Genomic DNA, 19,111 nt, shown 5'->3' with positions numbered 1-19,111 from the left:
GGGGGCATCCTCCCGGGGTTTTGTGGACATAACAGCTCCCTCCTTCCGGCTTAGTATGCCAGGAGGGAGGGAGCTTATACACCAGATCTGGATTTATTTGGCCGCCGGACGCCGGGTCTCCCGGGACGCAGGGGGCACAGGCTTCTCCCCCGCTGTCCGGCCCGGCCGGGCCAGGGCCTTGGACACCTCGCAGATGGGCACCGGGGCTACCGCCAGCAGTCCCACTGCCAGCCACTGCTTCCCCGTCATGGGACACACAGAGAACACCCCCTGGAGAGGGGGCAGCAGCAGCACCGCCAGCTGCATGGCAAGCCCAGTGAGGAAGGCCTTGTTCATAGCGGAATTGGACAGCACCCCCTGGACAAAGAGGGAGCGGTCCTCGCTGCGCACATTGAAGGCGTGGAAGAGCTGGCACAGGGTGAGGGTGGCAAAGGCCATGGTGTTGGCCGCCGCCCCCTCCAGCCCCGGCTCCCCAAGCACCCGCAGGCCCAAAAAGTAGGCCCCCAGGGTGAGTCCCCCCACCATCAGTCCCTGCCAGGCCAGGCGGAAGGAGAAGGAGCGGTTAAAGAGCCCCGCCTTGGCGTCCCGGGGCCGCTCCTCCATCACCCCCTCCTCCACCGGCTCCACCCCCAGGGCCAGGGCGGGGAGGGAGTCGGTGACCAGATTGAGCCACAGCAGCTGCACCGGCACCAGGGGCATCTGCCCCAGGTCCAGGAGGGTGGCGGTGAAGATGGTGAAAATCTCCCCGATGTTGCAGGAGAGGAGGTAGTGGATGGCCTTTTTAATGTTGGAGTAGATGCCCCGCCCCTCCTCAATGGCGGCAACAATGGTGGAAAAGTTGTCGTCGGTGAGGATCATGTGGGCCGCCCCCTTGGCCACGTCGGTGCCCGAGCGGCCCATGGCGCAGCCGATGTCCGCCGCCTTTAGGGCGGGGGCGTCGTTGACCCCGTCCCCTGTCATGGCCACCACATGGCCCTTCTTCTGCCAGGCCCGGACAATGCGCATCTTGTGCTCGGGAGACACCCGGGCAAAGACGGAGAAGCGGGCAATGTCCTCCTCCAGCACCTCCTGGGGCATGAAGTCCAGCTCCGGTCCGGTGATGGTCAAATCCCCGGCATTGGCAATGCCCAGCTCCCGGGCCACCGCCGCCGCCGTCTCCCGGTGGTCCCCGGTGATCATTACCGGCCGCACCCCGGCCAAATGGCACCGCTCCACCGCCCGCTTGGCCTCCGGCCGGGGCGGGTCCATCAGGCCGAACAGGCCCAAAAAGGTGAGCCCCCGCTCCATCTCCCCCGGCTCCAGCCGGGCGGGCTGGGTGGAGAGGTCCCGGCGGGCTACGGCGATGACCCGCAGCGCCCGCCTTGCCATGTCCTCGTTGGCCCGGAGGGCCCGCTGCCGCCCCTCCTGGGTCATAGGTCCGGAGGGGGTGGCCACGCACCGCTGCAGCAGGATGTCCGGCGCGCCCTTGACGTACAGGGTGTATCCCCCCTCCTTCCCGGCGTGGAGAGTGGACATGAGCTTGCGCCCGGAGTCAAAGGGGATGTCCCCCAGCCGGGGGCGCTCCTCCTCCGTCCGACGCTGGTCCACCCCCTCCCGGGCGGCGGCCACCACCAAGGCCGCCTCGGTGGGGTCCCCCGAGGCCCAGGGGGCTCCGGAGCGCCACTCCAGCCGGGCGTCGGAGCACAGGCAGCCGGCCACCATGGCCTCCCGCCGGTGTGCCCCCGCCGGGACCCAGACCTCCTGGACGGTCATCCGGTTCTGGGTGAGGGTGCCCGTCTTGTCCGAGCAGATGACGCTGGCGCACCCCAGGGTCTCCACCGCCGGGAGTTTTTTCACAATGGCCCCCCGCCGGGCCAGCCGCTGCACTCCCATGGCCAGCACGATGGTGACAATGGCGGGCAGCCCCTCGGGGATGGCCGCCACCGCCAGGGAGACGGCGGTGAGGAACATACCCAGCATGTCCCGGCCCTGAATAAGACCCACCCCGAACATGACGGCGCACACCGACAGGCACAAAAAGGACAGGCTCTTGGAGATCTCCCCCATTTTCCGCTGCAAGGGGGTCTCCCCCTCCCGGTCCTCCAGCAGCATGCCGGCGATATGGCCCATCTGGGTGTCCATCCCCGTGGCCACCACCAGGGCGGTGCCCCGGCCGGCGGTGATGAGGGTGCCGGAGATAAGCATGTTCACCTGGTCCCCCAGGGGGGTGTCCGGGGGCAGGGCATCCCGGGGTTCCTTCTCCACCGGCACCGACTCCCCCGTCATGGCCGACTCATCGGCCTGTAGGCGGCTGCACTCCAAAATCCGGGCGTCGGCGGGCACCAGGTCCCCCGCCTCCAGACGCACCACGTCCCCCGGCACCAGCTGGGCGGCGGGCACCTGCTTCTCCCGGCCCTCCCGCACCACCCGAGCCATGGGGGAGGACATGCGCCGCAGCTCCTCCAGGGCCTGCTGGGCGTGGTCCTCCTGGTTGATGGACAAGATGGCGTTTACCGCCACAATAATTAAAATGATGGCCCCGTCCAGCCAATCCTCTCCCCCGCTGGCCGCCAGAGAGATCCCCGCCGCCGCCAGCAGCACCAGGATCATGGGGTCCTTCAGCTGGCCCCACACCCGCATGAGCAAAGAGGGCGGCGCGGGCCGCTCCAGCTCGTTGGGACCCACCCGCTCCAGCCGCTGCTGGGCCTGCCGGGCGGACAGGCCCGAGGGGGAGCTGTCCAGCTCCTTACAAATTTGGGACACCGGCCGGTCATGCCACTGGCCCATAGTATCACGCTCCTTCTGGTTGTGAAGTGGTTGTCCCTCAGTATACTCCAGGGCCCATTCCATTTTTTGGGGGAATATGGGGGTGAGGAAAAAAGCCCCGGTCTTTTGGAAGGAATTATAATTTTATATGCTTTTGCGTATTTGCTTTTCTCCTCCCCCCTGGGGTACAATGGAGGCAGCAAATGATATGGCTGCGGCCAATTAGGAGGTTTTTGGTTCATGGACTACATTACCGCAAAATTTGCCAAGCTGGGAGTGGACAACGCCCCGGGCCAGGAGGGCCGGCAGAAGCAGGAGGCGCTGCCCCTGGTGGGGGAGAACATTCCCGGCACCCCGGTGGACTTCTCCCACGGGGATGTGGACGCCCACAAGCCCATCCCCGGCAGCCTGGAGACCTTTGTGGATGGCTATGTGGTGGGGGGCGGCCACCAGGCCTACACCGAGTACCGGGGCCGTGGGGATATCCGGGCCTACCTGGCCGAGAAGCTGGCCCAGTTCTCCGGCGCTCCGGTGGATGCCGACTCTGAGCTCATCCTCACCCCGGGCACCCAGGGGGCTCTGTTTCTGGCCATGGGCTCCCTCATCGGCCGGGGAGACAAGGTGGCCATCATCGAGCCGGACTACTTCGCCAACCGGAAGCTGGTGGAGTTCTTTGACGGCGAGCTGGTCCCCGTACCCATCCGGTGGAAGGACGTGGAGCACTACTCCGGCCTGGACCTGGAGGCCCTGGAGAAGGCCTTCCAGGACGGGGTGAAGCTCTTCCTCTACTCCAACCCCAACAACCCCACCGGCGTCATCTACTCCCCCGAAGAGGTGGCCGCCATCGGCCGCCTGGCCAAGGAGTACAACGTGGCCGTCATCGCCGACGAGCTCTACTCCCGCCAGCTCTTTGACCCCGCCCTCCCCTACACCCACCTGCGCGCCCTGGAGGAGAAGCCCGACACCCTCATCACCATCATCGGCCCCTCCAAGACTGAGTCCCTCAGCGGCTTCCGCCTGGGCGTGGCCTACGGCTCGGCGGACATCATCACCCGCATGGAAAAGCTCCAGGCCATTGTCTCCCTGCGCACCGCCGGCTACTGCCAGAGTGCCTACCGCAACTGGTTCTCCGAGCCCAGGGGCTGGCTGGAGGAGCGGGTAGCCGAGCACAAGGCCATCCGGGACGACATCCTCCGGGTCATCTCCAAGTGTCCCGGCTGCTGGGCCCGTCCCACCGAGGGGGGCAGCTACCTCTTCCTGGAGATGCCCCCTCTGAAGGTCACCCTCTCCCAGTTTGTCAAGCTGTGCCGGGTTCAGGCGGGAGTCACCCTCACCCCCGGCACCGAGTTCGGCCCCCAGTTCACCAACTGCGTCCGCCTGAACTTCTCCCAGGACCACCAAGCCGCTATGGCCGCCATGGAGCGCGTCACCCAGATGATTGAGAGGTATCGTGTATGAGTAACAACCCCATTCCCCAGGGCAAGTATAAGCCCGCCGTCCGCTTCGGCAACCTGGTCTACACCGCCGGCATGACCCCCCGGAAGAACGGAGTCCTCCTCCAGTCCGGAAAGGTCACCCCGGACCAGCCCCTGGAGCACTACCGGGACGGAGTGCGGCAGGCCACGGAAAACGCCCTCACCGCCGCCCGGAACTGCCTGAATGAGGGGGAACAGATCGTCCAGGTGCTCTCCCTCACCGTCTACATCAACGCCTCCCCCGACTATACCACCCACGCCAAAGTGGGCGACCTGGCCTCGGAGTACCTCTTTGAGCAGCTGGGCGAGGCGGGCATCGGTCCCCGGGCCGCCATCGGCATGGCCACCCTCCCCGGCAACGCCCCTGTGGAGGTGCAGCTGGTGGTGGGAGTGGGCTGACCCCCTCCCCAAAAAGCAGCAAAAGAGCCCCCGCGTTCCCGTTTCCGGAACGCGGGGGCTTTGTCATTGTTGAGTTGTGGTGGGTTATCCCTGGCTGCCGGAGGCGGCGCCGGAAGCCGAGGCAGAACCGGAGCCGGAGGCACTGCTGTCGGCCTGGAGCTGCTCTTGGACGGCCTGGATCTCCTCATAGGCCCCCATCTGCAGGGACTGGGCCTTCTCCCAGAAGTCGGCGGGATCGATCTGGGCAAAGGTCTCGTTGGTCTCAACGCCATACTCCTCCAGCCAGCCCTCCTGCTTATCCTGCATCTTGACCGCCACCAGCTGGCTGCGGTAGTCGGCGGGATCCAGGGGCAGGCGGAGAATGATATGGTAGCCGTACTCGCTCTCCACCACGTCGCTGATCTCCCCGTCCTTCAGGGCCAGGGCGGTGTCCTCAAAGGCAGAGACCATCTGTCCCTTGTAGGCGGTGTAGCCGTCGGGATTTGTCTGTAATCCCTCGTCCTCGCTGTTCTCGTTCATCAGGGTGTCGAAGAGGGCCACCGGGTCCTCCGCCGCCCGCAGCTGGGAGAGCAGATCATTGGCCTTGGCCTTTTTCTCCTGAATGGTGGCCTCGTCCAGAGGGGCGTAGCCGGTGGTGCCGTCCTCCTGCTCCACTGTCTGGGTGGTATCCACCGTTTTGAGCAAAATGTGCTTGGCCCGGTAGACACCCAGCTCATCCTGGGCATAGGTGAGCACCTCGGCGTCGGTGGGGTAGCCCTCGCTGCCCTCGCCATAGTACTTGTCCTGGAGAAGGGCGCTCATCTCCCCCGACAAATACAGCTCTTCAAACAGCTCGGGGGTCATCATGCTCAGCCAAAAATAGTGGGTGTAGGTCTCGTCGCTCCCCAGCTGCTCCCGCAGAGAGGCCAGGTCCTTGTCCATGGCATCCAGGGTCTCCTGGGGAATGGTTACCCCCTCCTGGGCCCCAATCTCCGGCACCAGGCGGTAGCTGGCCGCAACCCGCACCGCGCTGTCCAAAATGGACTGCCCCTGGGTGGTTCCGTCGGACAGCTCCTGGTCCCAGTCGATCTCTTGCAGGCCCATCATGCTGTACTGCTGGAGGATATAGCTGATGTTGCTGTTCAGCCAATAGGCCAGGCTGGCGGCGGTGATCTCATACTCCCCCACCGTGGCCACCACCGTGTCCCCAGACAGGCCCAAGGTGGCCAGACAGGGATCGGTGACCGTACTCAGGTCCATGGCCTCCACCTGGGACTCCTGACTGGAGCTGGAGGAGCCGGCGGCGCTGGAGGAGCTTCCATCGCTCCCCTTAAAGCCGCAGCCGGAGAGCAGACCGGCCCCCAGAGCCAGGGCCAGGGCTGCGGCAAGCAGTCGTTTCGTTTTCTTCATGGGTTATTGTCCTTTCCTTGCAGAAATCCACATCGCCGGAGCCTCCCCCGGCGTTTTTGTTCAGCAGGCAGCATTATAGCATAAATGCCCGCTGGGAGCAAGGCCGCCTGTCCCCTCTTTTTCCCGCCCCGTTGACAGGGGGAGGAGAATTTGCTATTCTGAAAAAGAAAACTTGCAAAATTTTGAAGCGGGAGGTATGTACCATGTATACCCTTTGGGAGGCGCTGAACAAGGCCAAGAGCCTGCGCTGGATTGACCTGTCCCACCCCCTGGATAACTCCAGCCCCTACTGGGCGGGCATCCCCGACGGCTCGGTGGAGCTGGGCCGCACCGTCTACGACTGGGGCCAGCCCATGCTGGACTGTCTCATCCAGACCTTCAAATTCCCCGGCCAGTTCGGCACCCACATCGACTTCCCCGGCCACTTTATCAAAGACGGCGCTCTGTCCGAGGCCTACGGGGTGGAAAATATGGCCTTCCCCCTGTGCGTTATTGACATCACCCCCCAGGTGGCCAAGGACCCCTGCTACGCGGTGACCAAGCAGGATATTTTGGACTATGAGGCCAAGTACGGCCCCATCCCCGAGGGGGCCTTCGTGGCCCTGTACACCGGCTGGAGCAGCCGCTGGCCCGACATGGACACCCTGTCCGGCATCGCTCCCGACGGCAGCGAGAACTTCCCCGGCTGGTCTCTGGAGGCCCTGGAGTACATCTACGAGGTGCGCAACGCCGCCGCCAACGGCCACGAGACCCTGGACACCGACGCCTCCGCCCTGGCTGCCGCCGCCGGCGACCTGGCCTGTGAGCGGTATGTGCTCAGCAAGGGCAAGCTGCAAATTGAGGTCATGTGCAACCTGGACCAGGTGCCCCCCGCCGGGGCCGTCCTGGTGGCCGCCTGGCCCAACATCAAGGGCGCCACCGGCCTGCCCGTCCGGGTGTGGGCGGTGACGGAGTGATCCCTTCCCATTGCAATCCGTTTTAGTTGAAAAGAGGCAGGGCCTGGGGCCCTGCCTCTTGCTTTTTATTCTGCGTTCAGCCCCGAGGCGTAGTCCTTCACCAGGGTCCGGGCCGCCCGGAGGGCGTCCTCCCCCTTTTTCAGCTTCAGGGACAGGTAGGGCTTCTCCCCGGCGGAGAAGAGGAGCCGGCCCTTATACTTGCTCCCCCCGCACAGCTCCGACACCTGCCGCAAATCAAAGGAGGGAACGGTGAAGAGCAGGCTGCCGTTTTTCTGGTCGATGTCGGTGATCCCCGCCCCGGCGGCATCCGCCCGGAGGAGGGCCACGGAGATGAGGTTGTTCACCGTCCGGGGGGGCTCCCCGTAGCGGTCGATGAGCTCATCCACCAGATCGTCGGCGTCGGCTTCGGTGCGCAGGGCGGCGATGCGGCGGTACAGGTCCATCCGCTGTTCCGGAGAGGAGACATACCGGTCGGGCACCGAGGCGGCCACACTCAGGTTGGCGGCGCACTGGGTGCTCTGGGGCACGGGCTGGCCCTGCTCCTTCAAAACCGCCTCCTCCAGCAGCTTCAGGTACATGTCGTAGCCCACGGAGAGCATAAAACCGCTCTGCTCCGGCCCCAGTACGTTGCCCGCTCCCCGGATCTCCAGGTCCCGCATGGCGATTTTAAAGCCGGAGCCGAACTCGGCAAACTCCCTTATGGCCTCCAACCGCTTGGCCGCCACCTCGGAGAGGACCTTCCCCCGGCGGTAGGTGAGATAGGCGAAGGCCCGGCGGCTGGACCGGCCCACCCGGCCCCGGATCTGGTGGAGCTGGGCCAGACCCAGTTTGTCGGCGTCCTCGATGATGAGGGTGTTGGCGTTGGGCAGGTCGATGCCCGTCTCAATGATGGTGGTGCACACCAGCACGTTCAGCTCCCCATCGGTCATCCGGCTCATTACGTCGTCAATGGCCTCCTGGGTCATCTTTCCGTGGGCCACTCCGATGGCCGCCCCCTCCCCCAAAAGCAGTTGGAGCCGGGCGGCGGTGCGGTCGATGGTCTCCACCCGGTTGTGGAGGTAGTACACCTGCCCGCCCCGCTCCAGCTCCCGGCGCATGGCGTCCCCCAGCACGTTCCAGTCGTGCTCCAGCACGTAGGTCTGCACCGGCTGGCGGTCGGCGGGGGGCTCCTCCAGAGTGGACATGTCCCGGATGCCGGAGAGAGCCATGTTCAGGGTGCGGGGAATGGGGGTGGCGGAGAGGGTGAGCACATCCACCTGGCGGAAGGTCTCTTTTAACTTCTCCTTGTGCTGCACCCCGAAGCGCTGCTCCTCGTCCACCACCAGCAGGCCCAGGTCCTTGAAGCGGACATCTTTGTTGAACAGGCGGTGGGTGCCGATGAGCACGTCCACCCCTCCGTTTGCCACTTTTTCCAGGGTGTGCTTCATCTGGGCGGGGGTGCGGAACCGGGAGACTACCTCGATGTTCACCGGGTACTTCTGGAACCGGCGCAGGGCGGTGAGGTAGTGCTGCCGGGCCAGGACGGTGGTGGGCACCAGAATGGCCGCCTGCTTGCCGTCCAGCACACACTTCATAATGGCCCGGAAGGCCACCTCTGTCTTGCCGTAGCCCACGTCTCCGCACAGCAGCCGGTCCATGGGGGTGGGCCGCTCCATGTCCCCCTTGATCTCCCCGATGCACCGCAGCTGGTCGTCGGTCTCGGTGTATTCAAACTGCTCCTCAAACTCCCGCTGCCAGGGGGAGTCGGGGGAAAAGGCGTACCCCGGCTGGCGCTGGCGCTGAGCGTAGAGCTCGATGAGCCCCTTGGCCAGGTCCTGCACCGCCTTCTTGGCCCGGGTCTTGGCCTTCTCCCACTCGGTGCCCCCCAGGCGGTTCAATTTCTTGGTCTGGTTGCCGTCCTCCCCGCCGCCGATGTACTTGCTCACCAGGTCCAGCTGGGTGGCGGGGACGTAGAGCACGTCGGTGCCGGCGTAGGCGATTTTCACATAGTCCTTCTCGATGCCGTCCACCGGCATTTTCACCATGCCCACATACCGGCCCACTCCGTGGTGCTCGTGGACCACCAGGTCCCCGGGGGACAGGTCGGCGTAGGACTTCAGCTTCTGCCGGTTGGTGGCATCCTTCTTGGCCCGGGGCTTACGGGCGGGCTGGGCAGAGCCCTCGGTGAGCACCGCCAGCTTAATGTCCGGGTACTCCATTCCTCCGGACAGCCCCCCCACGGTGAGGATGATCTGTCCCGGCTGGGGCAGTTCCTTGAGCCGGAAGTCCACGGCGGAGGTCACCTTCTGCTCCCGCAGCAGGGTCTGCAAGTCCAGGGCCCGCTGCTCCCCGGACACCAGCACCAGGGTAGAGAAACCCATGTGCTGGTAGTGGGTGAGATCCTGCACCGCCGTCTCCAGGCTGGCCCCGAAGGAGGGCAGCTGCTTGGCCTGGATGGACAGCAGGGCCCTGGGGGGTGTGGGGTAGGAGGCGGTGGCGAAGGAATCGAGATAGACCACCGCCCAGTCCTCCAAAAAGGTGTTCAGCTGCGGAAAGGTGCGCCCAAATTCGGTACAGGAGCCGTCCAACTCTCCCCGCTCCAGCAGAGTTTTTACATCCTCCTCCATCTGCCACTGCCAGGTCTTGGCCCGGTCGGCCAGCCGGACGCACTCGGTGTACACCACGCAGGCGTCCCCCGGCAGATAGTCCGCCGCCGTGGCCAGCTTGGGGTAGATGAGGGGCAGATACCGGTCCACCGCCGGGAAGGTGCGCCCCTCCTCCAGGGCCTCCCGGTCCTGTTCCAAAGTGGCGGCCAGCTCCTTATTCCCCGCAGAAGTGGCCTTAGCGGCCAGCTTTTGCAGCTTTTTCCCCAGGCCTGCCAGACCGTCGGGGGCCATACGGGGCAGGGCCTCGGCGGCGGGCAGAAGGAGGGCGGAATCCACATTCTCCGTGCGGCGCTGGGTGGTCAGGTCAAAGGAGCCCATGGCGTCCACCTCGTCCCCGAAGAACTCCACCCGCACGGGCTGCTCCATGCCGGGGGCGTACACGTCCAGGATGCCACCCCGCAGGGCAAACTGGCCCACACCCTCCACCTGGTCGCACCGGGTGTAGCCGGCGGCGGAGAGGGTTTCCGTCAGCTCATTGAGGTCCCGGCTCTCCCCCACCTTCAGCTCCAGGGTACAGTCCTGAAGCACCTGGGGGGGCAGGGTGCGCTGGAGCAGGGCCTCCACCGTGGCCACCAAAAGGGGCACCTCCCCCCGGCTCAGCCGGTGCATCAGGGCCAGGCGGCGGTGCTCCCACTGGCGGGAGACGGTGGCAGCGTTGTGGAAGGTGAAGGTGCGGGGGGTGAGGAGGGGGACCTGCCCCCCGGTGAAGGCGGCCAGATCCTTGGCCAGCCGCTCCCCCTCCCCCTCGTCGGCGCACACCACCACAATGGGCCGCCCGGTGCGCAGGCCAATGGCGGCAGCGATGTGGGCGCGGTGGACCACGGCCACTCCGGTGAGGGCGGCGGGAGACCGTCCCCCCTCCAGGGCGGCAAGCAGCTGCTCCACGTCGGGCAGACGGGTACAGGCGGCAGTGAGTAATTTCATCGGACGGACCTCCCTTACCAAGGATGAATGGTTCTATGGGAACGCGGCATTGCCCCCACTCCCGCAGGAGTGGGGGGTATAGTCATTGAGAAACCTGGGGGCCCACCCGTGGGGAGCGTGGATGGATGGAAATCAGGGGGCGGGCAGGCGGCACAGCAGCTTCTCCGCCTCCGTCTTTACCTTCAGCTTGCCTCCGTGGGCGGCCACAAAGGCCAGGTACTCCTGGGCCTGCTCCGGCTTGCCCTGCTGGACATAGTACAGCCCCAAGGCCAGGTGGGCACTCACCTGCTCCCGGGTGCAGCCGGCCTGTTCCACGGCGGCGATCAGGGCGCTTTCCTGCTCCTGGGAAGCCTCCGTCACCTGGCTGTCCCGCTTGCGGACATCCAGGGCCAGGCGAATGAGGGCGCGCCGCTTTTTGGGACCCCGCCGGGTCATAGCCTCCAGAGCCTCCTCCGCCTTCTCCCGGCGGGGGTCATCCACCGGCAGGGCGGAGCTCCAGATGAGGAGGAGCAGGGGATTTTTCCACAGCCGGCGGGGCCGCCGCTCCGCCCGGTTGGCCGCCTCCAGGGCCTCCTCCTCCCGGCCCAGCAGGGTCAGGGCCCAGGCCAGGTAGACCCAGTTGCCGCAGACCTTGGGGTTCTGCTTGACGATGGCCCGGCTCACCTCCACCAGAGGCTCCGGGTCACAGGTCTCATCCAGGGTACGAAGGGCCTGGGTGAGCATGGACCGGGCAAAGAGATTTCCCCCACAGTGGCCCGCCAACACCCAGATCATGTAGAACAGAAACAGGGTGTTGGGCAGGTCGGGACGCAGGGTCAGCCCCACGATCAGGCCCACAATCCCCAGGATGACCCACACCAGAAACAGCTTACGGATGTGGGTGAGCACGTACCACTTCATACCGTCTCCTCCTAACCAAACATAACATATCCCACATAGAATATCCTGTGGAAATTAAGACCATAGGAGGAATTTTCTTAAACTTTTCTAAAACCTTACCCGTTGAACCGGTTCATGGCCTTGTCGGGGCCATTCTGGATGAGGCACTCCACAGCGTCGGCGGCCCGCTTCACCGCCTGGTCCATGGTCTTTTTGTCCTCTCCCACAAACTTGCCCAGCACCCAGTCGGCCAGGTCATAGTCGGGATGGGGCTTCTCCCCCACCCCCACCCGCACCCGGGGAAATTGGTCGGTGCCCAGGTGCTGGATGATGTTTTTCAGGCCGTTGTGGCCCCCGGCGGAGCCTCCCTTGCGGATGCGCAGCCGGCCCGGGGCCAGGGCGGTGTCGTCGGAGATGACCAGCACGTGGTCGGGGGGGATTTTATAAAAGTCGGCCGCCTGGCCCACCGCCTCCCCGGACAGGTTCATATAGGTCACCGGCTTCATGAGCAGCACCTTTTCCCCGGAAATGGTCACCAGGTTGGTCAGGGCCTTGAACTTCAGCCGCTGCACCGGCACCTTCTGCCGCTCAGCCAGCTCGTCGGCCACCATGAAGCCCACGTTATGCCGGGTATTTTCATATTTGTCTCCTGGATTGCCCAGGCCCACCACCAGCCAGGTGGCGCCTCCGGCGTTTTTCTTGAACAGCATTGACTTGTTTCCTCGCTTTACGACCACGCAGGGGCGGGTAAGGGATACCCGCCCCTGCGTGTTTGGTTTCCGATGATGCCTCTCTTACAGGAAGAGGGGGGAGACGGAGGTCTCCATGTAGATGTGGCTGATGGCCTCGGCGAACATGTGGGCCACGGAGATATACTTGATCTTGTCGCAGCGCACGCCGGGCTTGACGGGGATGGTGTTCAGGAACACCACCTCGTCCAACACGCTGTCGGTGATGCGCTGGATGGCCGGGCCGGAGAGCACGCCGTGGCTGGCGCAGGCGGTGACGTCCCTGGCCCCGCCGATCTCCACCAGGGCCTTGGCGGCGTGGCAGAGGGAGCCGCCGGTGTCCACCATGTCGTCCAGAAGGATGACGTGCTTGTCCCGCACATCGCCGATGATGTTCATGACCTCGGAGGAGTTGGCCTTCTGGCGGCGCTTATCCACAATGGCCAGAGGCATGCTCAGCTTCTGGGCAAAGGCACGGGCACGGGCCACGCTGCCCACGTCGGGGGAAACCACCATGGTGTCGTCGTGGACCTCGGCGTACTTCTGGGTAAAATGCTCCACAAAGATGGGGGAGCCCAGCAGGTTGTCCACCGGGATGTCGAAGAAGCCCTGGATCTGATTGGCGTGCAGGTCCATGGTCAGCACTCGGTCGGCGCCGGCGGTGGTGATGAGGTTGGCCACCAGCTTGGCGGAAATGGGATCGCGGGGCTTGGTCTTGCGGTCCTGGCGGGCGTAGCCGAAGTAGGGGATCACGGCGGTAATCCGTCCGGCGGAGGCCCGCTTCAGGGCGTCGATCATAATGAGCAGCTCCATCAGTGCGTCGTTGACGGTGCCGGGCTTGCCATCCTTCTCGAAGGAGCAGGTGGACTGGACCACAAAGACGTCGGAGCCCCGGACCGTCTCATAGATGGAGGCGAAGTTCTCTCCATCGGAGAACGCCCCTACCTCGGAGTTGCCCAGAGGGATTCCCAGCTCCTTACAGATATCTTTGGCCAGTTGGGGGTTGGAATTGCCGGTGAAAACCTTGATGTCCTTCCCGTGTGCGATCATGTTACATCCTCCCTGTGGTGGAGGTGCGGGCCCTGTCTCACCCGCCCTCCCCGGTTTCGATCTTCCTGTGTACTCTCCTGATTTATGGTAAGTGAGGGCCTCCTCACTTCTTCCCTTTCTTCTCCCGGTTGTCGGCGGCCCAGCCGGGCTTTACCATCTGACGGGCGCGGCCGATGGCCATAGCATCACCGGGGATGTCCTCCGTGACGGTGGTGGCGGCGGCGATATAGGCCCCGTCCCCAATGGTCACGGGGGGGACAAAGTTGGTGTTGCAGCCCACAAAGACGTTGCTGCCGATGGTGGTGCGGAACTTTTGAAAGCCGTCGTAGTTGCAGGTGACGGTGCCGCAGCCGAAGTTGCAGTGGTCGCCCACGTCGCTGTCGCCCACGTAGGTCAGGTGGGCCATCTTGGTGCCCTCCCCCAGGTTGCAGTTCTTCAGCTGGACAAAGGCCCCAATTTTGGAGCCCTTCCCCACCACACAGTGGGGCCGGATGTGGGTGTAGGGGCCGATTTGGCACCCCTCCTGAATGGTGCTCTCCTCACACTGGGAGGCGTTGATGGTGACGTTATCCTCCACGGTGCAGTCGGTGAGCATCACGTTGGGACCCAGCTGGCAGTTTTTCCCCACCACGGTGTTGCCCCGCAGAATGGTGCCCGGCAGCAGCAGGGTTCCCGCTCCCACGGTGACGGTGTCCTCCACATAGACAGCGGCGGGGTCCATCATCTCCACCCCGGCCTCCAACAGGGCCTGGCGCTTGGCGGCCAGGGCCTGAGAATGATCCTTCATAGGACAAAATCCTCCTTAACACGCTCCGGACAGCCCTTAACCGTCCGTGCTTGACATAGACATTATAGCATATTACCAGCGAATGTCAGCGGTGACAAGAAAAAAATTTTTAAATTGGGCCCGAAACTCCAATTTCTGAGCAATATTACCCAACCAAAACACAAAAGCCGCCCCTCCTCTTGGGAAGGGCGGCAATGGTTCCCTCAGGTGCCCGCGGTGAGGGGCTGTACCCCCAGACGCTTGCGCAGCCGGGAGGGGTGATAGATGCGGAATACCTCCAGCCCGGCGCAGAAGGTATCCACCAGGTCCACCAGCAGGGCCTCCGGAGAGCGGGGCAGGGCTCCGCCCAGGGGCCACATGTGGGAGAGGATGATGTTGCGCTCTTTTTCGCTCAGCTCAGTGAGCGCCTCGGCGTTCCGGGCCGCGGCCCGGGGGTGGTCAAAGCACTGCCAGCCGGGGTGGGCAGACTTGTCCTTGGAGTCGTAGAGGTACAGATCGTGGAGCAGGCCGCCCCGGGCGGCCGCCCGTTCATCCAGGCCCAGGGCCTTGGCTGCCCGGTAGGACAGATAGGCCACGAACAGGGAGTGGTCCAGGGTGGTAATGGGACCATGGTGCTTCCACCGGCCCATCATCCGCACCTGCTCCGACCCCAGCAGTTCCTGGGTGATCTGGATGAACGCTTCCATATGTGAGGTCATTGGAATCTCCGTCCTTTCTATGAAAAAATATGGTCTTCGCTCCGGCTCTCTCGCCATATGGCAGGGGACCCGCGAAAGCCGGAAACGGGTCCTTTCATCAGCAGGGGTCAGCGCACCTGGCCCTGGCCTTGAATGGTGTATTTGAAGGTACACAGCTCCCGCAGGCCCAGAGGCCCCCGGGCGTGGAGCTTCTGGGTGGAAATGCCCATCTCACAGCCCAGGCCGAACTCTCCCCCGTCGGTAAACCGGGTGGAGGCATTCCAGTACACGGCAGCGGAGTCCACCCCCGCCAGGAACTTCCGGGCAGCCTCCTCATCGGCGGTGATGATGGACTCGGAGTGGCCGGTGGAGTGGGCGGCAATGTGGTCCATGGCCTCCTCCACACTCCCTACCACCCCCACCGCCAGGATGTAGTCCAGAAATTCGGTGTCAAAGTCCTTCTCACCAGCAGGGGTACCGGGGATAATGGCGGCAGCCTCCCCGTCCAGGCGCAGCTCCACCGGGAGCAGCTCCTGCTTCACCCGGTCCCGGGTCAGCCGTTCCCACAGCCGGGGTAGGAACTCCTTGGCCACCGAACGGTGGACCAGGCACACCTCGCAGGCGTTGCACACGCTGGGCCGGGAGCACTTGGCGTTCTCCACAATATCCAAAGCCATGTCCAGGTCCGCCCGCTCATCCACATAGATGTGGCAGATGCCGGTGCCCGTCTCCAGGACGGGGACCAGGGCGTTGTCCACACAGGACCGGATGAGCCCCGCTCCACCACGGGGGATGAGTAGGTCCACCAGGCCCCGGGCCTCCATCAGCTCCTTGGCGCTCTGCCGGGTGGTATCCTCCACCAGCCCCAGAGCGTCAGCGGGCAACCCTGCCTCCTCCAGACCCCGGCGCAGGGCGGCCACAATAGCCGCGGCCGACCGGTGGGCCTCCTTGCCTCCCCGGAGCACGCAGGCCGACCCCGCCTTCAGGGCCAGGGCGGCGGCGTCTGAGGTGACGTTGGGCCGGGACTCATAGATGATGGCGATGACCCCCATGGGCACCGCCCTGCGTTCAATGATCATGCCGTTGGGCCGCTCCACATGCTGGAGCACCTCCCCCACCGGGTCGGGCAGGGCGGCCACCTCCCGGATGCCCTGGGCCATCCCGGCCAGGCGCTGGGGGGACAGGGCCAGCCGGTCCAGCATCACGTTGGAGATGGAACCCTGGGCCGCCCCCAGATCCAGGGCGTTGGCAGCCAGGATCTCCCTCTGCTCCCGCTCCAGGGCGTCGGCCATGGCCAGCAGGGCCCGGTTTTTGGTCTGGGTGTCCGCCAGGGCCATTACCCTCTTGGCCCTCTGGGCCCGCTGTAGCAATTCCTGTGTGGTCATATTCCTTCCCTCCTGGTCAGCCCTTTGGACTGGTTTCCTTCTCCTCCGTCTTCTTGGCCACAAACCGGGTGCCCACAGCCTTCCCCTGGGCGATGTCGTAGAGCACCTGAGGATGCTGGCCGTTGGTGATGACCATGTCGCAGCCCACCTGGGTGACCATCTTGGCCGCCCGCAGCTTGGTGGCCATTCCGCCGGTGGCCAGCTCGCTGCCCTTGCCTCCGGCCAGGGCCTCCACCTGGGGAGTGACCTCCTCCACCACGGGAATGAGCTGGGCGTTGGGGTCGGTGCGGGGGTCGGCGGTATACAGCCCCTCAATATCGCTGAGGAGCACCAGCAGATCCGCCTCCACGCAGCAGGCCACGATGGCTCCCAGGGTATCGTTGTCTCCCACCTTGATCTCAGCGGTGGCCACGGTGTCGTTCTCGTTGATGATGGGCAGAGCCCCCAGCTCCAGCAGCCGGGACATGGTATTTTCAAAATTGCTCCGCCGGTCGGCGTGGTCCACGTCCTCCCCAGTGAGCAGGATCTGGGCCACGGTGTGGTTATACTGGGTGAACAGCCGGTCGTAAGTATACATCAGCTCGCACTGGCCCACCGCGGCGGCAGCCTGCTTGGTGGGCATATCGGAGGGCCGGCCGGGCAGGTTCAGCTTGCCCACTCCCATGCCGATGGCTCCCGAGGAGACCAGAATCACCTCATGTCCCGCGTTTTTCAAATCGGACAGAACCTTCACCAGCTCCTCCACATGGCGGATATTCAGCCGCCCGGTGGCGTGGGCCAAGGTGGAGGTGCCTACCTTTACTACCATTCGCATGTTGTTCTTCCTCGCTCCCCTGTTGTGATGAACGGTCTCCCCTCTTAGCCCTTATGCTCAAAGGAGAGTGTCTTCTCATAGGCGGCAATGACCGCTTTCATGGCAGCCGCCCGGAAGCCCTGCTCCTCCAGCACCCGGATTCCCTGGATGGTGGTGCCGCCAGGGGAACAGACTCCGTCCTTCATATCTCCGGGATGAATCCCCGTCTCCAGCATCAGCTTGGCTGCCCCCTTCAATGTCTGGGCGGTATAAGCCAGCGCCTTATCCCGGGGCAGTCCGCAGGCCACGCCCCCGTCCGCCAGGGCCTCTACAAACAAGGCACAGAACGCCGGGCCGCAGCCGGAAACCGCACTGGCCGCGTCACAAAGGTCCTCATTGATCTCATCCACCAGACCGGCGGGCGCCATCAGGGTACGGAAGGCCTCCAGCTCCTCCGCTGTGGTGTCCAGGCCGCAGTATTGAATGACACCGGCGCCCACAGCTACCGGGGTATTGGGCATCAGACGAATGACTGGGTAAGCCCCTCCCGCCATGGCCTGAATGGTGCTGGCGGACAGCCCTGCCGCCATGGAGGCCAGCACAAACCGATCGGTGCGCTCTTTTAAAATGGGGGCCAAATCCTTCAGCACCCGCTCCATGATCTGGGGCTTCACGCCCAGGAAAATCAAATCGCAGTGCCGGGCCACGGTGTGGTTATCCGCCACCTTGCAGTCCAGCTCCCGCGCCAGCTTCTTGGCCTTTTCCGGCGAGCGGTTGGCCAGGTAAATGGGATTGCCCCCCTCTCCCTTGGCCGCCGCCCGGGCCAGTGCGCCGCCCATATGTCCGGTTCCAATGAATCCGATGGAATGAAACATCATATTGCACCTCTCAAACCCTGTGGGAACCCTCTGCTGGTTTCCCCGGAGATAATTCCTTTTCTCTATCATAACACGTCAAAATAAGATTGCAATTCTAATTTTGTTAAGATTTAATCGCTTTTTCCTTTTTTCCTTCCCATCTGTACAAAAGTCGCTTGTCTTCTTTTCTAATTTTGCAGGTTTCTGTTCTTCTTTTTTCTTTTCTCAATGAAAACCATTCATCTGATCAATTAAGTCCTCTTTGTTTTTCCTTTGTCGCCAAGTTCTCTTTTTGTATATTTTGACGTTTTTTGTTCCATTTTTTCGCTAATTTAACTTTATTCATTGCTTTGTTGAATTTTCTTCAATTTGAGCTCTAATTTCCTGAATCATTTTCTCGCTTGCAAGAGATACCTTTTTTCCTTTCAAAACTGCCAAGGCAATGGTGCGGTCCTTACTGTTCAGGAGGGGGAAAACTTGGTACTTCCCTGGATGGCGTTTGAGCACCATTTCTGGTAAAATACTGCACCCCATCCCTCCTTCCACCAGCGCAATGGCGGCGCTTTCCAACGCGATAGTATGCTGCTGCCCCAACACCAGCTGGTTTTCCTCAATAATGTCCTGGATGTTTCGGTCATAGCCCCGCTGGGCCTGTATGAGGGGAATATCTCTTAAATCCTCCGGGGTTACATAGGAAGGCTTTTGGGGTTTAAAATCCAGAGGGGCTATACAGTACAGCCGGTCATGGAGGAGGGTAATGGTATTGAACCGCTCCGAGGTGGGCAGAGACACAAAGCCGATATCCAGCAGGGAATCCAACAACTGGTCTTCGATCTCCTGGTACCCCCCCTGATATACCCGGACCTCAATGTTGGGATACTTCCTGCTGAAGGAGTTCAAAATACCTGGCAGCCAGTTGGTACAGATGCTGTTCAGCGCCCCAATGCGCACACAGCCCTTTTCCAACCCGTTGATTTGGGAAATCTCCTCCTGCAACTTCTCCTCCTCCAACAGCACCGCCCGAAAATGGGGCAGCAGCAGCTCCCCCTGGACGGTCAGCGTGATCCCGCCCCGGTCCCGGATTAACAGCGGAAACCCAAGGGATTTTTCCAGGGCGTTCATAGCGTGGGTGGCCGCCGAAGGGGTAATGTGCAGCTGCTCTGCCGCCCGTTTCATATTCCTCTGCTCGGCAATGGCACAGAATAACTGGTACTCCGACAGTGACATGTTCCTCCCCCTCTTCATGTTGAATCTTCTTCAATATAAACTAAAATATTATGAAATTTACAACATGTCAACTCCAGAGCTATGATATTTTCAACAAAACATTTACGAGGGAGGTGGCCGGGTTCGTCATTTTTGCGGTGTGCGCAACATATTTTTTTACACCGCGCTTTTTGGAACAAGTCACAGCAAATCAGT

Annotated in this window: 15 protein-coding genes; 3 read left to right on the top strand and 12 right to left on the bottom strand. The window is 63.3% G+C overall.

Features of this window, described 5'->3' with window-relative positions; all coding sequences use genetic code 11:
• Window positions 1–93 precede the first annotated feature (93 nt).
• A complete protein-coding gene (locus B5E43_RS11190) occupies window positions 94–2,766 on the bottom strand; it encodes a calcium-translocating P-type ATPase, PMCA-type (protein ID WP_087396745.1) in 2,673 nt (890 codons plus the stop codon).
• A gap of 219 nt (window positions 2,767–2,985) precedes the next feature.
• Between B5E43_RS11190 and B5E43_RS11185 the strand changes: the two genes are divergently transcribed.
• Both B5E43_RS11185 and B5E43_RS11180 read left to right on the top strand, forming a co-directional pair.
• Window positions 2,986–4,203 carry a pyridoxal phosphate-dependent aminotransferase gene (locus tag B5E43_RS11185; protein WP_087396744.1) on the top strand — a complete coding sequence of 406 codons (1,218 nt, stop codon included), beginning with the start codon at window positions 2,986–2,988 and terminating at the stop codon, window positions 4,201–4,203.
• On the top strand, window positions 4,200–4,619 hold the full coding sequence (locus B5E43_RS11180; protein WP_087396742.1) for a RidA family protein: 420 nt from the start codon (window positions 4,200–4,202) through the stop codon (window positions 4,617–4,619). Before B5E43_RS11185 ends, B5E43_RS11180 begins: the two co-directional genes overlap by 4 nt.
• Before the next feature lie 84 nt (window positions 4,620–4,703).
• Here B5E43_RS11180 and B5E43_RS11175 read toward each other — a convergent pair whose 3' ends face one another.
• Entirely contained in the window at window positions 4,704–6,008 is a 1,305-nt protein-coding gene (locus B5E43_RS11175; RefSeq protein ID WP_143383003.1) for a peptidylprolyl isomerase, read from the bottom strand.
• 203 nt (window positions 6,009–6,211) lie between these two features.
• On the opposite strand from B5E43_RS11175, the gene B5E43_RS11170 reads away from it, so the two are divergent.
• Window positions 6,212–6,964: a cyclase family protein gene (locus B5E43_RS11170; protein ID WP_087396740.1), complete on the top strand. Its 753-nt coding sequence runs from the start codon at window positions 6,212–6,214 to the stop codon at window positions 6,962–6,964.
• A gap of 65 nt (window positions 6,965–7,029) precedes the next feature.
• Here the strand turns inward: B5E43_RS11170 and mfd are convergent, their stop codons facing one another.
• From mfd to B5E43_RS11120, 10 genes are all read right to left on the bottom strand, one after another.
• Complete coding sequence (mfd, locus tag B5E43_RS11165) at window positions 7,030–10,533, bottom strand: transcription-repair coupling factor (RefSeq protein WP_087396738.1); 3,504 nt, start codon at window positions 10,531–10,533, stop codon at window positions 7,030–7,032.
• 132 nt (window positions 10,534–10,665) lie between these two features.
• Window positions 10,666–11,433 (bottom strand): hypothetical protein, encoded by a 768-nt coding sequence (locus tag B5E43_RS11160; RefSeq protein WP_087396736.1) that lies wholly within the window; start codon window positions 11,431–11,433, stop codon window positions 10,666–10,668.
• A gap of 95 nt (window positions 11,434–11,528) precedes the next feature.
• Window positions 11,529–12,122, bottom strand: coding sequence for an aminoacyl-tRNA hydrolase (pth, locus tag B5E43_RS11155; RefSeq protein ID WP_087396734.1), 594 nt, complete (start codon window positions 12,120–12,122; stop codon window positions 11,529–11,531).
• 84 nt (window positions 12,123–12,206) lie between these two features.
• Window positions 12,207–13,190, bottom strand: coding sequence for a ribose-phosphate pyrophosphokinase (locus B5E43_RS11150; protein WP_087396732.1), 984 nt, complete (start codon window positions 13,188–13,190; stop codon window positions 12,207–12,209).
• A 103-nt stretch (window positions 13,191–13,293) separates the two neighbouring features.
• Window positions 13,294–13,977 (bottom strand): DapH/DapD/GlmU-related protein, encoded by a 684-nt coding sequence (locus B5E43_RS11145; protein WP_087396730.1) that lies wholly within the window; start codon window positions 13,975–13,977, stop codon window positions 13,294–13,296.
• Between the two features lie 203 nt (window positions 13,978–14,180).
• Entirely contained in the window at window positions 14,181–14,663 is a 483-nt protein-coding gene (locus B5E43_RS11140) for an HD domain-containing protein (protein ID WP_242964810.1), read from the bottom strand.
• A 119-nt stretch (window positions 14,664–14,782) separates the two neighbouring features.
• Window positions 14,783–16,039 (bottom strand): glutamate-5-semialdehyde dehydrogenase, encoded by a 1,257-nt coding sequence (locus B5E43_RS11135; protein WP_087396727.1) that lies wholly within the window; start codon window positions 16,037–16,039, stop codon window positions 14,783–14,785.
• Between the two features lie 16 nt (window positions 16,040–16,055).
• A complete protein-coding gene (proB, locus tag B5E43_RS11130; RefSeq protein ID WP_087396725.1) occupies window positions 16,056–16,853 on the bottom strand; it encodes a glutamate 5-kinase in 798 nt (265 codons plus the stop codon).
• Window positions 16,854–16,897: 44 nt separating this feature from the next.
• The gene (proC, locus tag B5E43_RS11125; protein ID WP_087396750.1) at window positions 16,898–17,707 is read right to left on the bottom strand and encodes a pyrroline-5-carboxylate reductase; all 810 of its coding nucleotides are present in this window, start codon (window positions 17,705–17,707) and stop codon (window positions 16,898–16,900) included.
• Between the two features lie 324 nt (window positions 17,708–18,031).
• Window positions 18,032–18,916 (bottom strand): LysR family transcriptional regulator, encoded by an 885-nt coding sequence (locus tag B5E43_RS11120; RefSeq protein WP_158099039.1) that lies wholly within the window; start codon window positions 18,914–18,916, stop codon window positions 18,032–18,034.
• Window positions 18,917–19,111 lie beyond the last annotated feature (195 nt).

The sequence above is a fragment of the Flavonifractor sp. An100 genome (assembly GCF_002161175.1).
In the GTDB taxonomy this organism is placed as follows: Bacteria; Bacillota; Clostridia; order Oscillospirales; family Oscillospiraceae; genus Lawsonibacter.
The sequence above is the reverse complement of the archived record's forward strand: the minus strand, read 5'-3'. Positions and strand labels throughout refer to the sequence as shown.